This window comes from Niallia sp. FSL W8-0951, from assembly GCF_038006525.1.
GTDB lineage: Bacteria > Bacillota > Bacilli > Bacillales > Cytobacillaceae > Niallia > Niallia circulans.
Genome location: NZ_JBBOVK010000001.1, coordinates 580,707 through 601,025, shown reverse-complemented (window position 1 = coordinate 601,025; position 20,319 = coordinate 580,707). Strand labels below are relative to the sequence as shown.

Below are 20,319 nucleotides of genomic sequence, written 5' to 3'. Positions count from 1 at the left end.
AAAAGAGGGTCCAATAATGAAAATTGCATTAAATGAAATGATGGAAACAATCAACATGGTACAGATGGAGAATCTTGATATTCGTACTGTGACAATGGGAATCAGTCTTTATGATTGTGCTGATTCTGATTTTCAAAAATTAAATGATTCTGTATACAAAAAAATTACAACTTATGCAAGCAAATTGACAGAAGTGGCAAATGCGGTAGAAAAAGAATATGGAATTCCCATTATTAATAAGCGTATTTCCATCACTCCTATTGCAGAAATACTCGGAAATAGTACAGTAGAACAGGCCGTAATGCTTGCAAAAACCCTAGATAAAGCTGCAAAAGATTTAAATGTAGATTTTATTGGTGGATATTCTGCTCTTGTTCATAAAGGCATTTCTAAAGGAGATCAAACATTATTAGATGCTCTCCCAGAAGCACTTTCTGTGACGGACCGTGTTTGTGCTTCTGTATCTGTTGCTACCACAAGAACAGGAATTAATATGGATGCTGTCAAACAAATGGGAGAAATCATCAAAAAAGCAGCAGAAAATACGAAAGACACAAATGGTTTAGCTTGTGCTAAGCTAGTTGTCTTCTGTAATCCTGTGGAGGATAATCCCTTCATGGCAGGTGCTTTCCATGGAGCTGGTGAAGGAGAAGTCGTTATCAATGTAGGGGTTAGTGGTCCTGGAGTCGTTTTAAGTGCACTAAAAAAATACCCTGAAGCAGATTTAGGCGAAGTATCAGAAATCATCAAAAAAACAACCTTTAAAATTACTCGTGCTGGTGAATTAATAGGTCGTGTCGTTGCAGAACGATTAAACGTACCGTTCGGTATTATGGATCTATCCCTTGCTCCAACAAATGCTATTAACGATAGTGTTGCAGAGATATTAGAAGAAATCGGCTTAGAACGAGTTGGAACACATGGCACTATTGCTGCCCTTGCGTTAATGAATGATGCAGTAAAAAAAGGTGGTGCAATGGCAAGCAGCTATGTCGGCGGATTAAGTGGAGCCTTTATTCCCGTGAGCGAAGACAATGGTATGATTAAAGGAATTTTAGACAATAGCCTAACCCTGTCTAAATTAGAGGCGATGACATGCGTCTGCTCTGTCGGTCTTGACATGATTGCTCTTACTGGAGATGCTACAGCTGCTACTTTATCTGCCATAATTGCCGATGAAGCAGCCATTGGGATGATTAATAAAAAAACAACAGCTGTTCGTGTTATTCCTGTTCCAGGAAAAAAAGAAGGAGAAATCGTTGAATTCGGCGGATTATTAGGTCGTGCACCAGTTATGGGTGTCAATCCATATAGCTCTGATAAACTAATTAATCGTGGTGGACGTATTCCATCTCCTCTACAAGCTTTAATTAATTAGTAATTATTATATACTGACAAGAAGTATTCCTACTTCTTAAACAATAGGATACTTCTTGTGCTGCTATTCATCACTTTGGTATAGGCTTTATCCATAAGAATAGTAAGAAGACTAAACTTATATATCCAAATATAGGATATAAAAAGGATAATAGCGTACCATATTGCACGTAACTAATTAGATAAGAAACTAAAATAATTCCTCCAATTATAACCATGCTTGGTAAAGGAATAAAACTGCGCAGCTGCCTCTCTAACCCATAGATATTCCCAATAACAGAACTAAAAATTTCTCCATAAATGACTAAAATATATACCCATGAAAGCTGCGGGGCTAAATTTTTCATAATAACAGCCATCGGAATGGAATACCGATAAATATCTGATAGCATAATAAGAGAAAAATGACTAGATATTAGTATAAGCATTAAAGCGATTCCTCCTAATATCCCTCCCCATTTAGCCACTTCTTCATCGCCAATTTCAGAAGCAGCAGGTACTAGAACCGCTATGGCCAAAGCTAAATTCAAAGCCGTATACGAAAATGGAGAACTTATCGTTTTCCATGAAATATTCTCCATCTGAAATATCTCATCAACAAATCCAGGCAAAGATAAAGAAAGTAGAAATAAAATAAAACTGAACGTGATCATAATGGGTACAACAAAAGTATTTACAGCAAACAATCCCTTTGTACCAACCCTCATAACAAGTAAGGAAAGAATAATAGTAAAGATGACACCAATGCTTTTATTCAGCCCAAGCTGCTCTTCAAATACAGCACCTGCTCCTGAGAACATCACTGCACAAACACCTAAAAGCATCAATAATAATAGAAAGTTAATCATGTTTCCAACAATGTTACCAAACAAGTAAATGGTAAATTCTTGATAGGAAGATGCCTTGATTTTGACAGATATCCTCATTAATTTTGCTCCGAAATATGCAAAAATAATCCCGCTTAAAAGTATCCCTAAAAAACCGACAAATCCATATTGTGAAAAGAACACTACTATTTCTCTCCCTGTTGCAAAACCAGCACCAACAACTGTGCCTACATAAACTGCTGCAAGCTGAATTGCAGCACTCCATTTATTTTTCACATATTTCCCTCCCTACATCAACTATATGTAGAAATGGACAAACAATGACGAGCATTTTAGCCTATTAAAAATTTATTTTATCCATGACGTTTAACCCTTTTAAAATAGGAAAATTGGTATAGATACAAAGGAGGTTTAATCATACTAAAAATTTCCAAATTTTATTTTGAGGCAAAATACTTGAAAGTCAAAAAAGGTCAAAGTATAATCATAATTACAAAAGGTCAATATTAGTCAAATTCAAAAGGAGGATATTTATAATGAAATGTGAAATGTGCCAACAAAATAATGCAACAATCAGTTTACGATTTGTTTTAAACAATATGGAAACCACTATGAACCTTTGTCATGCATGTTATCAAAAAGAAAAGCAAAAAATGACAGCACAAAGCGGCCCAATGTTTTTCCAACCTTCCCCTTTTGATGAGTTATTTCAATCATTTAACCAATCAAATCCATTAGGGGGAGCTAGTGCTTCAAAGGAAGCTCCTTTTACTAACAATCATAGAAAAGCCGGTATTCTTGACAAACATGGGAAAAACTTAAATCAAATGGCGAATGCTGGTTTGATTGATCCCGTTATCGGCAGAGAAAATGAAATCGAACGAGTTATTGAAATTCTAAATCGGAGAAATAAAAACAATCCCGTGCTAATCGGTGAACCTGGTGTCGGAAAAACAGCAATAGCGGAAGGCTTAGCATTAAAAATTATAGAAGGTAATGTTCCAAAAAAATTACAAAATAAAGAAATTTATTTATTGGATGTTGCTTCCCTTGTATCGAATACTGGAATTCGTGGACAATTTGAAGAAAAAATGAAGCAAGTAATTCAAGAAGTCCAAGCTCGAAAGAATGTAATCGTCTTTATCGATGAAATTCATCAGTTAGTTGGTGCAGGCTCTGCAGAAGGCTCAATGGATGCAGGTAATATTCTAAAACCAGCACTGGCTCGTGGCGAATTGCATATCATTGGGGCAACTACCTTAAAAGAATACCGTCAAATCGAAAAAGATGCTGCTTTAGAGCGAAGATTCCAGCCGGTACAGGTAAGTGAACCATCTGTTGAGGCTACTCTTTCCATCTTAAATGGTATAAAGGATAAGTATGAAAAGTTCCATGAAGTTACTTATACTGAGGATGCAATTAAAGCATGTGCAGAGCTCTCTCACCGTTACATCCAAGATCGCTTTTTACCAGATAAAGCAATTGATTTAATGGATGAAGCTGGTTCTAAAATGAATCTTTCTTCTACTTATCAAAACACAGAAGAAATTGAAAATCGTCTTACTATGATAGCAAAAGAAAAGGAACAAGCATTAAAAGAAGAAAATTACGAAAAAGCAGCTGAATTACGTAAAGAAGAGCAACAGCTTGAAAAAGCTATAAACGAACCAAATATCGAAGAAAAACCGATTGTCGATGTGGCTCTTATTCAACAACTTATCGAAAAGAAAACAGGTATTCCTGTTGGAAAACTACAAGAAGATGAACAACAAAAAATGAAGTTTTTAAGTGAACGATTAGCTGTAAAGGTGATTGGCCAGGACGAGGCAGTTCGAAAAGTGGCTAAAGCTATTAAGCGTAGTAGAGCGGGACTAAAATCGAAAACAAGACCAATTGGAAGCTTCCTATTTGTCGGTCCAACCGGGGTCGGAAAAACGGAACTTACCAAAACACTTGCAGAAGAATTATTTGGCACTAAAGACAGCATGATTCGATTAGACATGAGTGAATATATGGAGAAACATAGTATTAGTAAAATAATTGGTTCTCCTCCAGGCTATGTCGGTCATGAAGAAGCAGGACAATTAACGGAAAAAGTAAGAAGAAATCCATATAGCATTATCCTGCTAGATGAAATCGAAAAAGCACATCCTGATATCCAATCTATCTTCCTGCAAATTTTAGAAGATGGACGTTTAACAGATAGTCAAGGACGTACGGTAAGCTTCAAAGATTCTGTTATTATCATGACAAGTAATGCTAGTGTTGGTCATAAGCATAAAGTGGTTGGCTTTGGAAATAATGATGCCATTGAAGAAAGTAATTTATTACAAACATTAGGAAACTTCTTTAAACCAGAATTCCTTAACCGCTTTGATGCGATTATTGAATTTAAAACACTTGAAAAAGAACACTTACTTCGCATTACTGATTTATTGATAGAAGAACTTGCACAAAACTTGCAAGAACAGAATATTACGTTACATGTGGAGGACGCTGCAAAAGAAAAAATTGTGGAACTCGGTACCCATCCAAGCTTCGGAGCTCGTCCTTTAAGAAGGGTGATTCAAGAACATTTAGAAGATCAACTGGCAGATGTTATTCTTGATGATTCATCTGTAACAGAATTAACAGCTGTTCTAGAGGATGACCAAATTAAAATAAAACCAGTTCTCTCTAAAACATTATCATAAATAAATAACTAAAACCGTGGGAGGAATTATTCCCACGGTTTTTTAATTTTATAGATTACGGTCATCTACTGAATTTAACCATTCATCGATTTCCCCTACTACAGATTCCACACAGCCTTCTTCAAAAGGAGAAATTAAATTAGCTGCTTTGACTAATTCTGTAAATGGCATACTGCCTCCCAAGCCGCAAAGCTTTACATAATCTTCCCAAGCTTCTTCTTTATTCTCTCTTGAACGTTTCCAAAATTGGAAGGCACATATTTGTGCTAATGTATAATCAATATAATAGAATGGGGAATTATAAATATGTCCTTGTTTTTGCCAGAAACCGCCATTTTCCAAATATTCATTTCCATCATAATCAAGATGAGGACTATATTTTCTTTCTATATTTCTCCATGCTTGCTTCCTTTCTGATGGAGTAGCCGTTGGGTTTTCGTAAACCCAATGCTGAAATTCATCAACTGATACTCCATACGGAAGGAATAGCAGAGCAGAACTTAAATGAGAAAACTTATATTTTTCTACATCTTCTTTAAAGAATAAATCCATCCATGGCCATGTGAAGAACTCCATACTCATGGAATGAATTTCTGCTGCTTCATATGTTGGCCAATAGTATTCTGGGATAGCAAAGCCGCCGCTAGAATACACTTGAAATGCATGACCTGCTTCATGGGTTAAGACATCAATATCGCCTGAAGTGCCATTAAAGTTTGAGAAAATAAATGGTGCTTTATAATTTTCGATAAAAGTACAATAGCCACCACCGGCTTTTCCCTTTTTAGCGACCAAATCCATTAATTCTGTTTCTCTCATATAAGAGAAGAAATCGCCTGTTTCTTTTGATAATTCATTATACATCTTTTGCCCATTTTCAACGATCCATTCTGGATCGCCTTTAGGAGCTGCATTTCCAGTTACAAATTCGAATGGTTCATCATAAAACTTTAAGGAGTCAACTCCTATTCTTTCTCTTTGTCTTTCTTTTAATTTAGTTGCTAGTGGGACGATATAGTCTTCTACTTGTTTTCTAAAGGCCGCAACCATATCTGCATTATAATCTGTGCGGTACATACGATAATAACCTAATTCGACGAAGTTTTTATAGCCTAGCTTATTAGCAATTTCTGTACGAACCTTTACCATATCATCGTATATTCTATCTAACTGCTCTTCATGTTCACGGAAAAAAGCGAACCGAGCTTCACTTGCTGCCTTTCTTGTTTCGCGATTTTTTGATTCTGTAAATGGCTGTAATTGTGCCAGTGTTCTTTCTTCCCCTTCAAACAAAATCTTGGCTGAGGCAACAAGCTTAGTATATTCAGTAGAAAGTTTATTTTCTTGCTGAAGTAATTCAACGATATCCTCTGAGAATACCTTTAATTGTGCCTCTGCTAATGCAAATAATTGCTTGCCCCATTTTTCCTCTAATTGTGGTTTAAATTTTGATTGAACAAGCGCTTGATAATACTTTGTAATAAGCCCTTCTACCTTTGGTGATATCTCATCGATATAATCTTGTTCTTGCTGGTAAAACTCATCATTTGTATCAACAGAATGGCGAATATAGCACAAATTAAACATAGTGGAAATGTCATTTCTAAGCTCATTTATTTTTTCCATTGCTGCCATTTGTTGGTCTAAATGCTCTGCCTTATTAAACTCTATTAATAATTCGTCCATTTTAATCGTAAATTCATTTATATCGGGTCTTTTGTATGTAAATTCCGAAAACTTCATTTTTTTATATCCCTCCATTTTTAACTAGCTTCTCTAATTATACATGAAAACTAGGAAGACCAATACAAAAAAGCGAATATTCATAATGGAAGATTTAATTCCTAACAAAATAAATCTTCCATCTGAAATACTCGCTTATTATAAGTTACTTTGTCTTATTTATCTCTAACAGATAATCCAAGTCTTTTTATTAATTCAATTGCGGTATCTTTTTCTTCTGTTGTCAATTCAGACATGATTTCATGAATTCTTTGCTCATGATTTGGGAAAATATTTTCTATTAATTCCTTACCATTATTAGTAATTTGAGCAAATGTAACTCGTCTATCAGTTGGACAAGCAACCCTTACTAAATATCCTTTTTCCTCTAATTTATCTACCACATACGTGATACTTCCACTTGCTAATAAAATCTTTCCCCCAATTTGCTGCAGCGGCTGATCGCCTTTATGATACAGCAATTCCAGCACTGCAAACTCTGTCGGATTCAAGCCGTTTGCCGTGATTGCCTTATTCACATTTTCATTTATTGCCCGATAAGCACGTGACAATACAATATATAACTTTAATGATTGATCGATATCTTTTTTTGCCATTTATAAACTTCCCTTATTAGTATATAATTCACTATCTCGAATTCAGATAAATTATATTATTCCCTAAGGATTTTGTCAATTTCCCGATGAAATCTACCCCCTTCATTGAGCTTTCTCTATTTCATGTTATAATTATATCTATATATTGGAATTACCCTATGGAGAATCTATTGATGAAAATAAACACACACAAAAGGCTTTTATATTTTGCAATTGTCGTTATTCCGATCATTATTACAGCTATTCTATTCTTTTATTACCAAGTAAATAGAGAAGAAGCAAAAAATAAGGCTCATGCAGAATGGGTAGCCTCTATTCACCAACGACAATGGGACTCTTATATAAACAAAATCGTCTCTTCTTTAAATATTCTAAGTCTCTCTATTCAAACTAATACCGATTCAGCAGAAGAAATTAATAACCTATTAAAAAAAGTGTTTACGAATGAGCATATTTATGGTGGTTTATTCCTGCTTGATAGTTCAGGTAAAACAATTGCTGGTGTTAACGATACGTATGATTCGATCGATATCTCTGAAGAGGATTATATAATGGAAGCTATTCATTCAAAGGACTTAGTAATTTCTAATAGAGAAGAAGTATTAAGTAACGGTCAGAAAGTAATCGGTATTGCCATGCCCATTATAAGTGACCATAATCAATTAAACTCCATTATAACTGCTTATCTCCGTGTCGATTACTTAATAAATATCACGAAAATGCTATCATCAGAGGAAAATATCGCCATTATGAATGAGCAAAAAGAACGCATTCTTTATATAAATGATGGTGCATCGATCAATAAAAAAGAAGTTATAAGCATGCCAATTGATCGTCTGCCCTGGACCATCATTGTGGAATTAGAAAAACCACATATTTGGAACATCGTAAAATCGAAAATATGGCTCCTTCTTTTTTTTATGGTGATTTTCCATTTCGTTTATATGCTTTTAATTCTTTACTATCATCGTAAAATAAGAGAAGAAGAAGCAAAGCAAAACGAAATTCAAAAATTAGAACTTGTCGGCAATTTAGCTGCTAGTTCTGCACATGAAATTAGGAATCCTCTAACCGGAATCAAAGGTCTCATTCAATTATTAAGTGAGAAATATCACGATCAGCAAGACCAGCTTTATTTTTCTATTATCCAAAAAGAAATTGTACGAATAAATGAAATCGTAAGTCAATTCCTTATCTTAGGAAAGCCAACTGCACAAAATAAGCAAAAAATAAATTTAAAATTAATCATCGCAGAACTTAATCCGCTTATCGTTTCGGAAGCAAATTTATTTAATGTAAAATATACAGAAAAGATATCTGACCAAGACATTTATATTCTCGGGATCGCCGACCAAATGAAACAAGTATTACTTAATTTAACCAAAAACGCTCTTGAAGCGATGGAAAATGGCGGGCAGTTAGAACTTTCCATACGTTCCGTTAAGTCAAACGTAATCATTACAATCACCGATAATGGCATTGGCATGTCCAATCAACAGTTAAAGAAAATATTTGAGCCATTTAATACTTCGAAGGAAACAGGGACTGGTTTGGGGCTCGTTGTATGTAAAAGAATCGTTGAATCATTCGATGGTGAAATCCATATATCCAGTAGGGAAAAGAAAGGCACGAAGGTAAATATAATCTTACCTATTATGAAATAATTATTTATCTATTCGCTTCTTGCATCATTAATGCTGTTCATCTTCTATTATTCTTCTTAAAAGAAGGATAGTAGCTATTGAACAAAAGAAGCGTTTTTTATTTTGTCAAAATATTGGTGGATAATAGGATAAGTAGTTTAAGGGAGGTCACATCTTTCTTTAAAGAAGGGCATTGATTTGGATGAAATATCATTAAGGTAATCACTGCCATTACCCTTCGCCATTTAGTTATCTATATACAACCTCGGAATAATTTTTCCGTTTATATCGGTTAGCATTGGACCAAAAAATTCGCGTGTTTTTATATTGTCGTTTTATTTGTTTTCTTTTCTCACTTTCATAGCGAAAGACAAGCTGATATTCATAGATTAATTTATCGAGTTCTTGACTCAATCTAATGGTCTCCTCATCAATTGTTCCACGCTCTTTCGCTGTTTTAATCATTACCTCCCTTTTATCTTGAATTTCAAATAATAATTCTGTTTTCCTACAATACACCTTACTTCCTCCTAATCAAATTCCTTACTTACAAACAATGCATTAATTGTTTACTTGATGAATTATTACAATAAAACAAATAAAAGTAAATAGATTCGCAATATTAGACATTTTTCTAAGTCAAAATAGGCATTTAGACTTATTTTCTCTTGATTACACTTCTTTTTTTCGACAAAAATACTGCTGAAAAGAGTCGAAAACAACTTACAACAACAGAAAGCGCTTTCTTTCTAGTCGCTTTCACCTATCAGCAAACATCTTAGTATGAAGGATCATCAGCACTTCTGGAAATTAGTCTATTAAGAGCAAAAGGCAAAGAATCATACGAAATTGTTATTTCCCATGATTCTTTGCCTTTTTTCGACTGAATTCTTATCTATTATCGAGGAATTACTTAAATATCGAGAGTGTTTTTAATCTTTCAACCGCCTCTTGCAATCTCTCTTCTTCTGTCAATAAACCAACTCGGACATATCCCTCCCCAAATGTACCAAAGCCCGAGCCTGGAGCCATTGCAATATGTACTGTTTCTAATAAATAATCACTAAATTCTTGTGACGTAAACCCATCTGGTACTTTTAACCATGCAAAGAATGAACCTTCAGGAGCATTGACTTCCCAACCAATTTTTTTAAGACCATTTATGAAGATATTTCGTCTTTGTTCGTAAAGCTGATTCATGTCTCTAATACACTCTAAAGATTCTGTTAATGCCGTATAGGCAGCTTCTTGAATCGCTCCAAATAAACTAACATATAAATGATCTTGATAAAGATTTATAGCGGAAATGACACTTCTATTTCCAACTGCAAAGGCAACTCGCCAACCTGCCATATTAAATGTCTTAGACAAAGTATAAATTTCTACACCAATATCTTTGGCACCCTCTACTTGTAAAAAGCTAAGCGGCCTTTTTCCATCAAACCCAATCGCTCCATATGCAAAATCGTGCACAATACATATATCATGCTGTTTACTTAAAGAAATTGTTTCAGCGAAAAATTCCTTTGTTGCTATTGCTCCAGTAGGATTGTTCGGATAATTTAAGAACATTAACTTTGCTTTTTCTAAATCTTCCTTTCTCACTTCCTTGTAGTTTGGTAAAAAATTATTTTCTTCACGCAATGGCATGAACACCGTCTCTGCATTTGCTAAAGCAATCCCAGATAAATAGTCGGGATAACCAGGGTCTGGAACCATTACTGTTTCGCCTGGATTTAATAAACATATAGGTATCTCTACAAGGCCGGCCTTTCCTCCAAATAATATCGCCACCTCTGATTCAGGATCTAAGTCAACATCGTATTCTTTTTTGTAAAATTCACTAATAGCTTCCTTTAAATGTTTATATCCTCGAAATGGAGAATATTTATGATTCTCAGGCTGTTCGGCAGCCACCTGCAAGCTCTTGATAATGTGAGAAGGTGTCGGTTGGTCTGGATTTCCTTGCCCTAAATTAATCACATCATATCCTTTTTCAATATAGCTGTTAACTTTACTAACTAATGAAGCAAAAAACTGCTCTGGTAAATTCTTTAATAATTGAGATTGATCATATTTCTTCATGTACTCACACCTTCTTCAATGATAAAACCTTCCAATTATTATTGGATAAACTTCTATTAGGAAATTTCGACTTTAAACATTCCCTAAGTGATTAAAATAGAAATAATCGTTTAATAATTCGCTTTTTTATGATATAACGAAATTAATATAATAATTGAATTTTTTTGTTGATTAACATTATAACGGAATTTAACGAAGATGAATAGAGGTGGAATCATTTGAAATTTCAGATTAGTTTGGTTCAAATGGATATCGCATTTGGCAGGCCTGAAGAGAATTTTAAACAAGTAGAGAAAAAAATTGCTGCTTGCAAGGATAACAGTGATATTGTTGTACTGCCAGAATTATGGTCAACCGGCTATGATTTAACAAGATTAGCTGCGATTGCTGATAAACAAGCTCAAAATACTATTTCTTTTTTAAGTAAATTAGCCACCAAATATAGCGTTCATATTGTTGGTGGATCAATTGCTAATAAGAAGGAAAAGGGTGTTTACAATACACTTATTGTGATAAATAAATCGGGTGATGTGGTACATACGTATGATAAACTTCATCTTTTTCAACTGATGGATGAACATTTATATTTAAAGAGCGGGACAACTAATGGTCTTTTTTCTTTAGAGGATAGACACTTTGCCAGTATGATCTGCTACGATATTCGTTTTCCAGAGTGGATAAGAGCACATACAACAAAAGGAGCTGAAGCCATCTTTGTAGTAGCTGAATGGCCAGAACCGAGATTGGCACACTGGAGAAGCCTGCTTATTGCACGAGCCATTGAAAATCAATGTTATGTAATTGCTTGTAATCGTGTCGGAAATGATGCAAATAGTATCTTTGCTGGGCATAGCATGATTATTGACCCATGGGGAGAAATTATTGCAGAAGCAGGGGAGAAAGAAGAAATTCTAACAGCTTCGATTAATTTAGATAAAGTAACAGAGGTACGTAAAACCATCCCAATATTTGCTGATCGAAAACCAGAATATTATACGTGATTTTTATACATATTAACCTAGGACTGTTTATATCAGATAATGATAAACAGTCCTTTTTCTTCACTTCGCCCACATTTCCTCAGGGTTAAGTTCATATATACTATTTTCTCGATACATAAAGTGATTAATAATAAATTCTCTTCTTATTGTCGCGTAGTCATCAAAATATTGCTGGATATAAGCATTTATTTCTTTTTCTTCATATTTCCTGCCAAAAACCAGCCCCTCAAGCATGTATTTGAGCACTATTAACTTTTTCTTTCTTTGCGAAGGAATATTTTTAAGTCTGCCCTCTTTAGTAAAAAAGTTCTCAATGATTTTTGCTTGTTCCTCTTTAGTAACAGTCATAATACTCTCCTCCATTCCAATTGTTAATTTTCTTAAAGACTCGTTTTGTTGTAAAATGACTGATTTATTCAAGAAAAAATAAATCGTATTTTTATCTCTGCGTTCATACACAACATTTATGTCACGCATTTTCTTTAAATGATGCGTAATGGTTGGGGCAGATAGACCCAGTTTTTCTGATATCGCTTGACCATTCCATGGTTTATTTGCCAATAAGGAGATTATTTTAATTCTGGTGGGATCCCCCATTGTTTTATAAAATGCAACCATTTTATCTAATTGCATTCAATCACCTACTTTGATTATTATCTAATTAGATAATAATCAAAGTAGGTGGTGATGTCAAGATATGGTATAATATTTTTTCAGCATATCTTTTCCGTAGAAAAGATCACTAAACAAATCCTTATCTGTTTCTCCGATTTCTACTCCTTTAACAATTCGAAAAACAACCAAAATAAAAAGGGCCTAACATAAGCCCTTCTTTTTATCACCCTAACAGGTCTAATGATCATTCATTTAGCTTGCTTTCTCTGCACACTGGAAGTACAAGGTGGAACGTCGTACCAACCCCTGGCTCTGACTCAACTGTCACTTTCCCTTGATGCTCTTCAATAATTTGATAGGATACTAGTAAACCTAAGCCTGTTCCTTTTTCTTTGGTCGTATAAAATGGTTCTCCAATTCTTGCAAGTATTTCCTTGCCCATTCCTCTTCCATTATCACGGATTGCTATATGAAAGTAATCCTGTTTATATTCAATGGAAACAGCTATTTCCCCGCCGTCTTCTAATGCCTCTATTGCATTTTTTATAATGTTTATAAATACCTGTTTCAATTGATTTGGTTCACAATATATAGTCGGCATATCTTCTGTAAACATTTTTATAATTTGAACATTTTGTAGCACTGCTTGTGCATACAGCAATTCGATCGTATCATTCATAATTTGTCTTATATCTCGTTTTACATATTGAACAGCTTGTGGTTTAGCAAGTAATAAAAATTCATTAATAATGGATTCAATCCTAGTAAGCTCCGTTTTTATTACAGAAAAATACATTTCATTTTCCTGTGAGGCAACTCCATCTTCTAGCAATTGAATAAATCCCTTTAAAGCTGTCATTGGATTTCGAATTTCATGAGCTATACCCGCTGCCAATTCTCCCACTACATTTAAAGTAGATGACTTTCTCAGCTGTTCTTCCAATAAGGTATTTTCGGTAATATCACGTAATGTAGTAATACTTAGTCCTGAATAAATATTAAATTTATTACGATATTCAAGCTGCGTATATTCTCTATTATTAGGAAACTTTACCGTGTAGAGCCCTCTATTTTGTCCATCCTTTTCTACATTTAATAATTTCGGCTTTATATCTTCTCCAATCGTTTTTGCAGGTGGGAGAAAGGATATTAAATCTACACCGATCAAATTCTCTTTACTTTTATGAAGGAGACGTTCGGCTGCTTTGTTCATATCAATTATTTGATAGTTTTGATCCCAAATGATAATACCGTCAAAAACTTCTTCAAATGTATTCTCAAACATCGCCTTACTTTCACGTAATTCCTCTTCCATTTTATAACGTTCCGTGATATTACGGAAAATACTCATGTTTAACCCTTCCACCGAATGAAGTTTAGTTGTAAATTCTAGTATTTTTTTCTGTCCATTTGGCATCAAAAACATCAATTCTTCTCGATTAGATTTTTTATAATAGAGATTTTTAATCATATCCATGTACCGTTTATCTTTTTTATAAAAAAAATCACTAATCCTTGATTTTAATAATTTTTCTTCAGAACTTTCAAAAATTTTTAAAGCTGATTCATTAGCTGCAATAATCTGCCCTGATTCTTTCCAAAGAACAATACCATCCAGTGCCTCTGTAAAAAAATCATTATAAAGCTTTTGCGCTTCTTTCTCTTTTTCTCTTTCACATTCCTTTGTTATCTTTTCAATAATTGTAATAAATCCCATCTCACCGGGCAATCGACTAGTTTGCGTTTCAAAATAATGTTTTCGCCCATTAATAGTTAATGGGAATATGCTTTGAAAAGTACCTGATTTGGTTTTTATAGCATCCATATGTTCCCTTATCACCAAACGTTCTTCCTGCTGCACAAAATGCGTTATATTCCTATCAACTACTTGATTCATATTCACGTTAAAGTAATCACAAAGATATTTATTAATATCTAGAATAACTCCATTACTATCAAATATAACCAACCCTACATTTATCGTTTGGAAAGCAATAAATCTCCTATCTCGGAGAAGACTATATTTTTCTAGTTTTTCCTTTAGAAGGGTATTCTCTCTTTCCAATTCCCTCAGTTTATTTTGTAATTGTCGATATTCTTCAGAATAGGATATACTATCCATCTTTATGGATACCCCCCTTATCAAACGTAGTGATTACATAATTCTACATTATTCTTGAATTTCCTTTCCTTCTGAAAAATTTAAAGAAAAAAAGTAAATTAATTTACAAATGTAGAAACAAATGTAACTCTGATAGTAGCCATAATCATTTTAATATCTACCTCTCCCTTTACTTCAGTCAAAAAAATTAAACCTTACGTATTATTAATAAGAATTTTTATTTTTCCTTCGCCTAACGTACATTGCAATTATGTAATAAACAGAAGTTATTTAGTTAACAGATTAACGACAGGGGATTAAAACAATGGAATTTGTGTTATATATAGTTAGTGAAATGAAATATACGATATTTCCGTTCATGAAAGGATGAGTTTATGAAACAACGGGATTACTACTTTGATAATGCAAAATTTATTTTGATTTTTTTCGTTGTCTTCGGTCATTTTATCCAATCATTCATAAATGACAATCAAAATATTTATACGCTATATAAAGTAATTTACACTTTCCATATGCCAGCATTTATTCTTATTTCGGGATTTTTTGCCAAAGGGATAGCGGAAAAGGGATATATAAAAAAATATGCAAAAAAACTAATCATTCCCTACCTTATCTTCCAACTTGTATACAGCATTTTTTATTATTTTCTATATGGAAAGTCAACTTTTGCCATTGAACCGTTGACCCCACATTGGTCCTTATGGTTTTTAATTAGTTTGTTTTTTTGGAACATCTTTTTACTAGCGTTTGTGAAGTTAAAGCCTATACATGGAATCTTACTTTCCTTTATACTAGGATTAGCGATTGGTATGATCGATTGGACGTCCAGCTATTTAAGCTTAACGAGAACCTTTGTGTTCTTCCCTTTATTCTTAATAGGATTTTATATGAAAAAAGATCATTTTGCTTCAGTAAAAACAAAAAAAGCAACCATCCTAGCTATTGTTATTTTCACGATTGTTTTTATAGGATTTCACCTATTCCCTACTGTTAATTATCAATGGTTATTCGGATCAAAATCTTATGAAGCCCTTGGAGAAGGTTATTTTATAGGAATGGCTATTCGATTATTTTTCTATCTATTAAGTTTTCTGATGATTTTTTGCTTTTTTGCTTGTGTACCAAAAAAGGAATATTTCTTTACTAAGTTCGGAAAATCAACATTATATGTATATTTACTTCATGGCTTTTTTATCCGTCTCTTTAGACAAAGTGACTTACCAGATATTTTTGAATCACCTAGGTCATATGTGATGATTATAATTGTATCATTCTTAATTACAGTACTGCTTTCAAGCAATATAATTATTTCCTTTACACAGCCTATTATTGAATTAAAAAGTTCTAAATTAAAAAAGCTATTCTCAAGAGTTCAGCGCTCTCTTCAAACTAATAGATAATTTTTTGTTCCCATCAGTGAAGAAATTTACTGATGGGAAATTTTTTATTTTTTTCTAGTTGCTCTCTTTGTTTTATCCTTTGTTAAGGCTCCTGTATCATAGAATTTACTTGCATTAACATCACCAAACTCTTGGCCAAACTCTACATTTGAAGCTTCTGTCTGTTGTTGTTTTTTTATTTTTTTCGCCATTTATTGTCCCTCTCTTCCATGCTTTGCATTACGATTAGCACCTTTGATTGGGTTTTCGCCCCTACTAAATTCAGCGGAAAATTCTGTTTCCTGCGTATTTTTCTTTGGCGTCTTGCTGTATTTTTCTACACTGTTAACTTCAGCTTTTCTCTTAGCCATTATGATCTCTCCTTTCCATTTACATCATTATTATCCACATGTAAAAAAAAAGATATGCTTTCCTACTTTTGTCAAACAATCATAAAAGAATGGAGCTGTTAAAATAGACAGCTCCATTCACTTCTTACTTACCCTTATCCAACAATGATCCGTTCTTTTGGATAATGGAAGTTATCCTTTTTCTCTTTTCCTCCAATAATATAGATAAAAGAAGTTAACCCTATTCTTCCGATGAACATAAGCAGCATAATTACACACTTACCAAAGGTAGATAATTCTGGTGTTAATCCTAAAGAAAGTCCAGTTGTTCCAAATGCAGAACAAACTTCGAAAAGAATCACAATAAGGGACGCCTTTTCAGAAATAGATAAGGCAATGACAGCGACAAGACAAATACCAATCGCAAATATCGTTACAACCAATGATTTTATAATATCCTCTTCATGAATTTCTCGTTTAAATATCTTAATATACCTATTGCCATTTGCATAATGATAAATAAATAAGATATTCAATGCAAAGGTTGTTGTTCTGATACCTCCTCCAACTGAACTTGGGGAAGCACCAATAAACATAAGAAAACAAAAGATAAGCAAAGTTGTCATAGAATACTCATTTAATTCCATTGTTGCTAAACCGCCGCTTCGAGTGGAGGTAGAATGAAAAAAGGCATTGAAGAATATTTGATGCCAGCTCATTCCTGCATAATAATTACCCCATTCTAAGACAATAATCATAATCGTTCCAAATAGTAAAAGAAAACCGAAAGTAATGGTTGTTAACTTAGTGAATAAAGAAAACTTTAGATGGTTTTTCCCTTCTTTTGGAAACAGGTAATTTTTCACTTCGATAAGCACGGGAAATCCAATTGCTCCTAATGTAATTAAAATAATATTAACAAGTTGGACAAAATAATCATCCTTAAAGGGAGTAAGTGATTCTCCTGTTAAATCTAATCCTCCATTGGTTGTCGCACTAACAGAGGCAAAAGTTCCATGTAAAATCGAATCCCCCCAGGTAGGATAATAATTATGAAATTGCATTGAAAGTATAATAGCACCCAATACTTCAATAATAAGAATGATTTTGATAATTTCTCTTATTAAATTGACGAGACCTGAAAGATTAGATTGATTGTGGTCAATCATTATTAACTGTCTCTCTCTTAAACCAATCTTCTTACGAAGAATCATCCAAAAGAATGTACCTATTGCCATTACTCCAATACCACCAAATTGCAGAACAAACATTAATATTATTATTCCAAATGTACTATACGTTTCAGCGATATTAATTACAGTAAGTCCTGTTACACTTACTGCCGTTACAGCAGTAAACAATGTATCCATAAAGGAAACTGTTACTCCTTCTTTATGTACTCCTGGTAAACTTAATAATAAAACCGATATGCTGACAGCTAAACCATAATAACTGGTTATCATCTGCGCAGGAGTCAAATTTTGAAGGACTAACTTAAACTTCTTGCCCATTAAAAAACAATTCCTTTCTTTGAAGCTACCCATATATCCTATTTAATGATGGCTTTATTTATCATAGATATTAAACAGTATAAGTTATCTATCCCTCGACGTTCAAGCTAATCTTAAATGTTTAGGAAACTTTTAAGATTAGCTTGATTATTTTTAAGTACTATTAATTAATGAAGCAATGGAGATTTCCCTATAGGCTAGGTTAACCTATAAACAACAATAAATCCTATTTTCTCCCGTATACACAAACTTTACCACTAATGAACTAAAAATAAATCCACATATTATTAATACAGAATCATTTATCATTACTTTTTTGGAAACAATTAATTGATAAATAAACTGTACTATATATTCATAAGGAGGAAACAAAAATGGCTTCTCGAAATAAATTATTAGTTCCAGGAATTGAACAATACTTAGATAGTGTTAAGTATGAAATTGCGCAAGAATTCGGTGTGAATTTAGGATCTGATACTGTTTCACGTGCTAATGGTTCTGTTGGGGGAGAAATAACAAAAAGACTTGTCCAACAAGCGCAGGCAGAGTTATCTGGAAAAACGCAATAAGTTAAATCTGCTGAACTAAAGTCCTGAGCAAAAAGAAAAAGCCATTCCTAATGAATGGCTTTTTCATCATGCTTATGCATTACTTTCTTTTGCTTTAACTGCTTCTTTATTGGAGAAGAGATATCCACCAACTGCAATAGCTACTAGCACAAACCAGAAGATTCCTTTCCATATTTTCGATTCCGGAAAATGCTCATCTAAGAATCCTACCGATGGATGTGCCAACGTAAATACTGCTAATTTCACCCCAACCCAGCCTACAATTAAAAATGCTGCTGTTTCTAGAGATGGACGAGAATGAAGTAACTTCACAAACCAGTTTGCAGCAAAACGCATAATGATCAATCCAATTAATCCCCCAAGGAACATAACTAAGAATTGTCCTCCATCAATGCCACCTAGCGTAAACCAATTTGTTTTTGGTAATGTAATCGCAAGGGCAACCGCTGCTAACATGGAATCAATCGCAAAAGCAATGTCTGCTAATTCTACTTTAAAAACAGTCATCCAGAAACCCGATTGTTTCTTCGGCTTCTTGTCTTTATCGCCTTCATTCTTCTTCGCATACTTTCCGTAAATATTATGCACTGCAATAAAGAGAAGATAAAGCGCCCCTATCGCTTGCACTTGCCAAACATCCACTAAATAAGAAATCATAAATAAAGTAGCAAAACGGAATACAAAAGCACCCAATAATCCGTAGAAAAGTGCCTTTTTTTGTTGTTCAACGGGCAAATGCTTAACCATAACAGCCATTACAACCGCATTATCAGCTGCTAGTAACCCCTCTAAAACGACAAGAATCAGTAAAACCCACCCATACTCTAGTAACATGCTTGCATCCAATAAAATTTCCCCCTTTAGGTTTTTATTTGTATACTCCTATTAGCAGGTTTTGCTACGACTTTCGTTATTATGTACAAAAGTGCGCAAAAAAAGACCTTTGCCAAATAGGCAAAGGTCTTGCTAAGCACTAATATGCCAACAAAGCCGATGGCATATGCCATGAACTGACGACTTTGTTTTAGGTATTAAACCTAAAAGCTACTCCCCTTTGAGTAGTATACAAATATTAATATGTATTAATTATATACAATATTGAACTATTTGCCAATGGTTTTTTGCATATTTTTTAATTTTACTGATAATTTTTTTCTATCTGTATTTCTTTCATCTTGTTTCTTAGTCAATCATCATTTTCCTCTTTAAGAATGTTTCTTTTTTTAAAATAAATTAAGCAATACTTAACTACATACCCACTAATGATTCCAGGTATCAAAAATACCATGGGCAAAAATACAGGACCTAACAATACTCCAAATAACTTCATTTGTGTCGAATAAAAAACACCTACGGTAACAAAATATGCGCAAAACACAAATGGTAAGAAAGCATATTCATTTTCTGATTCCATAACTTCCTTATAGGCATCCCACATTGCGAACATATATAAACACGGATAAAACAATATCCATTGAAAGTCGATAATTTCAATTGCCTCTTGGATATTGCCACAAAAACTCAGCATAATAGCTAAATTAAAATTACTTTTCGCATTTATAATAAATTCTAAGATAACTAATAGTGTTCCTTTCCAATATTTTTTCAATAATAACTGACTAAAACCAGGTAAAGCTATACTCCACATGATTGCTTCAATTCTACTTAGGCCCTTCATTGGTATCACCATCTATTTTTCTATACCTACTATTACATTTTTAGCGAAATCTTGATATTTTATTCAAAATAAATTGTTATATTTTTACAAAATAAAAAAATGGATGAAAATACTGTTTATAGAGATCCAT

General features: G+C 33.6%; 18 protein-coding genes and 1 riboswitch. Of the genes, 6 read left to right on the top strand and 12 right to left on the bottom strand.

The genetic code is table 11. The annotated features are described in order from the left end of the window. Positions 1–16: 16 nt before the first annotated feature. Complete coding sequence (locus tag NSS71_RS02630) at positions 17–1,378, top strand: PFL family protein (RefSeq protein ID WP_047942961.1); 1,362 nt, start codon at positions 17–19, stop codon at positions 1,376–1,378. 70 nt (positions 1,379–1,448) lie between these two features. Here NSS71_RS02630 and NSS71_RS02625 read toward each other — a convergent pair whose 3' ends face one another. Beyond that, positions 1,449–2,480, bottom strand: a complete 1,032-nt coding sequence (locus tag NSS71_RS02625) for a YkvI family membrane protein (protein WP_047942960.1) — start codon at positions 2,478–2,480, stop codon at positions 1,449–1,451. A gap of 260 nt (positions 2,481–2,740) precedes the next feature. Between NSS71_RS02625 and NSS71_RS02620 the strand changes: the two genes are divergently transcribed. Beyond that, positions 2,741–4,897 (top strand): ATP-dependent Clp protease ATP-binding subunit, encoded by a 2,157-nt coding sequence (locus NSS71_RS02620; RefSeq protein ID WP_047942959.1) that lies wholly within the window; start codon positions 2,741–2,743, stop codon positions 4,895–4,897. Between the two features lie 48 nt (positions 4,898–4,945). Here NSS71_RS02620 and NSS71_RS02615 read toward each other — a convergent pair whose 3' ends face one another. Continuing rightward, positions 4,946–6,640, bottom strand: coding sequence for a M3 family oligoendopeptidase (locus tag NSS71_RS02615; RefSeq protein ID WP_061796808.1), 1,695 nt, complete (start codon positions 6,638–6,640; stop codon positions 4,946–4,948). Between the two features lie 155 nt (positions 6,641–6,795). Beyond that, on the bottom strand, positions 6,796–7,236 hold the full coding sequence (locus tag NSS71_RS02610) for a MarR family winged helix-turn-helix transcriptional regulator (protein ID WP_047942957.1): 441 nt from the start codon (positions 7,234–7,236) through the stop codon (positions 6,796–6,798). 173 nt (positions 7,237–7,409) lie between these two features. Here NSS71_RS02610 and NSS71_RS02605 point away from each other — a divergent pair, with 173 nt between their 5' ends. Then, a complete protein-coding gene (locus tag NSS71_RS02605) occupies positions 7,410–8,900 on the top strand; it encodes a PAS domain-containing sensor histidine kinase (protein WP_047942956.1) in 1,491 nt (496 codons plus the stop codon). Between the two features lie 228 nt (positions 8,901–9,128). On the opposite strand, the gene NSS71_RS02600 is transcribed toward NSS71_RS02605, so the two are convergent. Together NSS71_RS02600 and NSS71_RS02595 are read right to left on the bottom strand one after the other, a co-directional pair. Beyond that, entirely contained in the window at positions 9,129–9,398 is a 270-nt protein-coding gene (locus NSS71_RS02600) for an aspartyl-phosphate phosphatase Spo0E family protein (protein WP_053215712.1), read from the bottom strand. A gap of 390 nt (positions 9,399–9,788) precedes the next feature. Beyond that, positions 9,789–10,964 (bottom strand): pyridoxal phosphate-dependent aminotransferase, encoded by a 1,176-nt coding sequence (locus NSS71_RS02595; protein WP_061796811.1) that lies wholly within the window; start codon positions 10,962–10,964, stop codon positions 9,789–9,791. 218 nt (positions 10,965–11,182) lie between these two features. On the opposite strand from NSS71_RS02595, the gene NSS71_RS02590 reads away from it, so the two are divergent. Continuing rightward, the gene (locus tag NSS71_RS02590; protein ID WP_341151282.1) at positions 11,183–11,965 is read left to right on the top strand and encodes a carbon-nitrogen family hydrolase; all 783 of its coding nucleotides are present in this window, start codon (positions 11,183–11,185) and stop codon (positions 11,963–11,965) included. Between the two features lie 60 nt (positions 11,966–12,025). On the opposite strand, the gene NSS71_RS02585 is transcribed toward NSS71_RS02590, so the two are convergent. Beyond that, positions 12,026–12,598, bottom strand: a complete 573-nt coding sequence (locus NSS71_RS02585; RefSeq protein WP_061796816.1) for a DUF2087 domain-containing protein — start codon at positions 12,596–12,598, stop codon at positions 12,026–12,028. Positions 12,599–12,824: 226 nt separating this feature from the next. Beyond that, positions 12,825–14,702: an ATP-binding protein gene (locus tag NSS71_RS02580; RefSeq protein ID WP_144544158.1), complete on the bottom strand. Its 1,878-nt coding sequence runs from the start codon at positions 14,700–14,702 to the stop codon at positions 12,825–12,827. Between the two features lie 374 nt (positions 14,703–15,076). On the opposite strand from NSS71_RS02580, the gene NSS71_RS02575 reads away from it, so the two are divergent. Then, the gene (locus NSS71_RS02575) at positions 15,077–16,102 is read left to right on the top strand and encodes an acyltransferase family protein (protein WP_061796820.1); all 1,026 of its coding nucleotides are present in this window, start codon (positions 15,077–15,079) and stop codon (positions 16,100–16,102) included. A 44-nt stretch (positions 16,103–16,146) separates the two neighbouring features. On the opposite strand, the gene NSS71_RS02570 is transcribed toward NSS71_RS02575, so the two are convergent. The 3 genes from NSS71_RS02570 to NSS71_RS02560 all read right to left on the bottom strand — a co-directional run bounded on the left by NSS71_RS02570 (position 16,147) and on the right by NSS71_RS02560 (position 17,942). Then, positions 16,147–16,293 (bottom strand): hypothetical protein, encoded by a 147-nt coding sequence (locus NSS71_RS02570; RefSeq protein ID WP_172866366.1) that lies wholly within the window; start codon positions 16,291–16,293, stop codon positions 16,147–16,149. Beyond that, positions 16,294–16,452 carry a hypothetical protein gene (locus NSS71_RS02565; RefSeq protein WP_164463606.1) on the bottom strand — a complete coding sequence of 53 codons (159 nt, stop codon included), beginning with the start codon at positions 16,450–16,452 and terminating at the stop codon, positions 16,294–16,296. Positions 16,453–16,586: 134 nt separating this feature from the next. Further along, positions 16,587–17,942, bottom strand: a complete 1,356-nt coding sequence (locus tag NSS71_RS02560) for a TrkH family potassium uptake protein (RefSeq protein WP_047942949.1) — start codon at positions 17,940–17,942, stop codon at positions 16,587–16,589. Between the two features lie 374 nt (positions 17,943–18,316). Here NSS71_RS02560 and NSS71_RS02555 point away from each other — a divergent pair, with 374 nt between their 5' ends. After that, positions 18,317–18,511: an alpha/beta-type small acid-soluble spore protein gene (locus NSS71_RS02555; protein WP_047942948.1), complete on the top strand. Its 195-nt coding sequence runs from the start codon at positions 18,317–18,319 to the stop codon at positions 18,509–18,511. Between the two features lie 72 nt (positions 18,512–18,583). On the opposite strand, the gene NSS71_RS02550 is transcribed toward NSS71_RS02555, so the two are convergent. Together NSS71_RS02550 and NSS71_RS02545 are read right to left on the bottom strand one after the other, a co-directional pair. After that, positions 18,584–19,357, bottom strand: coding sequence for a TerC family protein (locus NSS71_RS02550; RefSeq protein WP_095257639.1), 774 nt, complete (start codon positions 19,355–19,357; stop codon positions 18,584–18,586). 122 nt (positions 19,358–19,479) lie between these two features. Beyond that, a riboswitch (yybP-ykoY riboswitch) is annotated at positions 19,480–19,576 on the bottom strand. A 121-nt stretch (positions 19,577–19,697) separates the two neighbouring features. Then, positions 19,698–20,189 (bottom strand): hypothetical protein, encoded by a 492-nt coding sequence (locus tag NSS71_RS02545; RefSeq protein WP_095257641.1) that lies wholly within the window; start codon positions 20,187–20,189, stop codon positions 19,698–19,700. Between the last annotated feature and the right edge of the window lie 130 nt (positions 20,190–20,319).

What these genes read in the sequence shown, in the direction of transcription:
- NSS71_RS02630 (WP_047942961.1), top strand. Translation starts at nt 17, where the DNA reads ATGAAAATTGCATTAAATGAAATGATGGAAACAATCAACATGGTACAG.
- NSS71_RS02620 (WP_047942959.1), top strand. Translation starts at nt 2,741, where the DNA reads ATGAAATGTGAAATGTGCCAACAAAATAATGCAACAATCAGTTTACGA.
- NSS71_RS02615 (WP_061796808.1), bottom strand. Translation starts at nt 6,640, where the DNA reads ATGAAGTTTTCGGAATTTACATACAAAAGACCCGATATAAATGAATTT.
- NSS71_RS02610 (WP_047942957.1), bottom strand. Translation starts at nt 7,236, where the DNA reads ATGGCAAAAAAAGATATCGATCAATCATTAAAGTTATATATTGTATTG.
- NSS71_RS02605 (WP_047942956.1), top strand. Translation starts at nt 7,410, where the DNA reads ATGAAAATAAACACACACAAAAGGCTTTTATATTTTGCAATTGTCGTT.
- NSS71_RS02595 (WP_061796811.1), bottom strand. Translation starts at nt 10,964, where the DNA reads ATGAAGAAATATGATCAATCTCAATTATTAAAGAATTTACCAGAGCAG.
- NSS71_RS02585 (WP_061796816.1), bottom strand. Translation starts at nt 12,598, where the DNA reads ATGCAATTAGATAAAATGGTTGCATTTTATAAAACAATGGGGGATCCC.
- NSS71_RS02580 (WP_144544158.1), bottom strand. Translation starts at nt 14,702, where the DNA reads ATGGATAGTATATCCTATTCTGAAGAATATCGACAATTACAAAATAAA.
- NSS71_RS02575 (WP_061796820.1), top strand. Translation starts at nt 15,077, where the DNA reads ATGAAACAACGGGATTACTACTTTGATAATGCAAAATTTATTTTGATT.
- NSS71_RS02570 (WP_172866366.1), bottom strand. Translation starts at nt 16,293, where the DNA reads ATGGCGAAAAAAATAAAAAAACAACAACAGACAGAAGCTTCAAATGTA.
- NSS71_RS02565 (WP_164463606.1), bottom strand. Translation starts at nt 16,452, where the DNA reads ATGGCTAAGAGAAAAGCTGAAGTTAACAGTGTAGAAAAATACAGCAAG.
- NSS71_RS02560 (WP_047942949.1), bottom strand. Translation starts at nt 17,942, where the DNA reads ATGGGCAAGAAGTTTAAGTTAGTCCTTCAAAATTTGACTCCTGCGCAG.
- NSS71_RS02555 (WP_047942948.1), top strand. Translation starts at nt 18,317, where the DNA reads ATGGCTTCTCGAAATAAATTATTAGTTCCAGGAATTGAACAATACTTA.
- NSS71_RS02545 (WP_095257641.1), bottom strand. Translation starts at nt 20,189, where the DNA reads ATGAAGGGCCTAAGTAGAATTGAAGCAATCATGTGGAGTATAGCTTTA.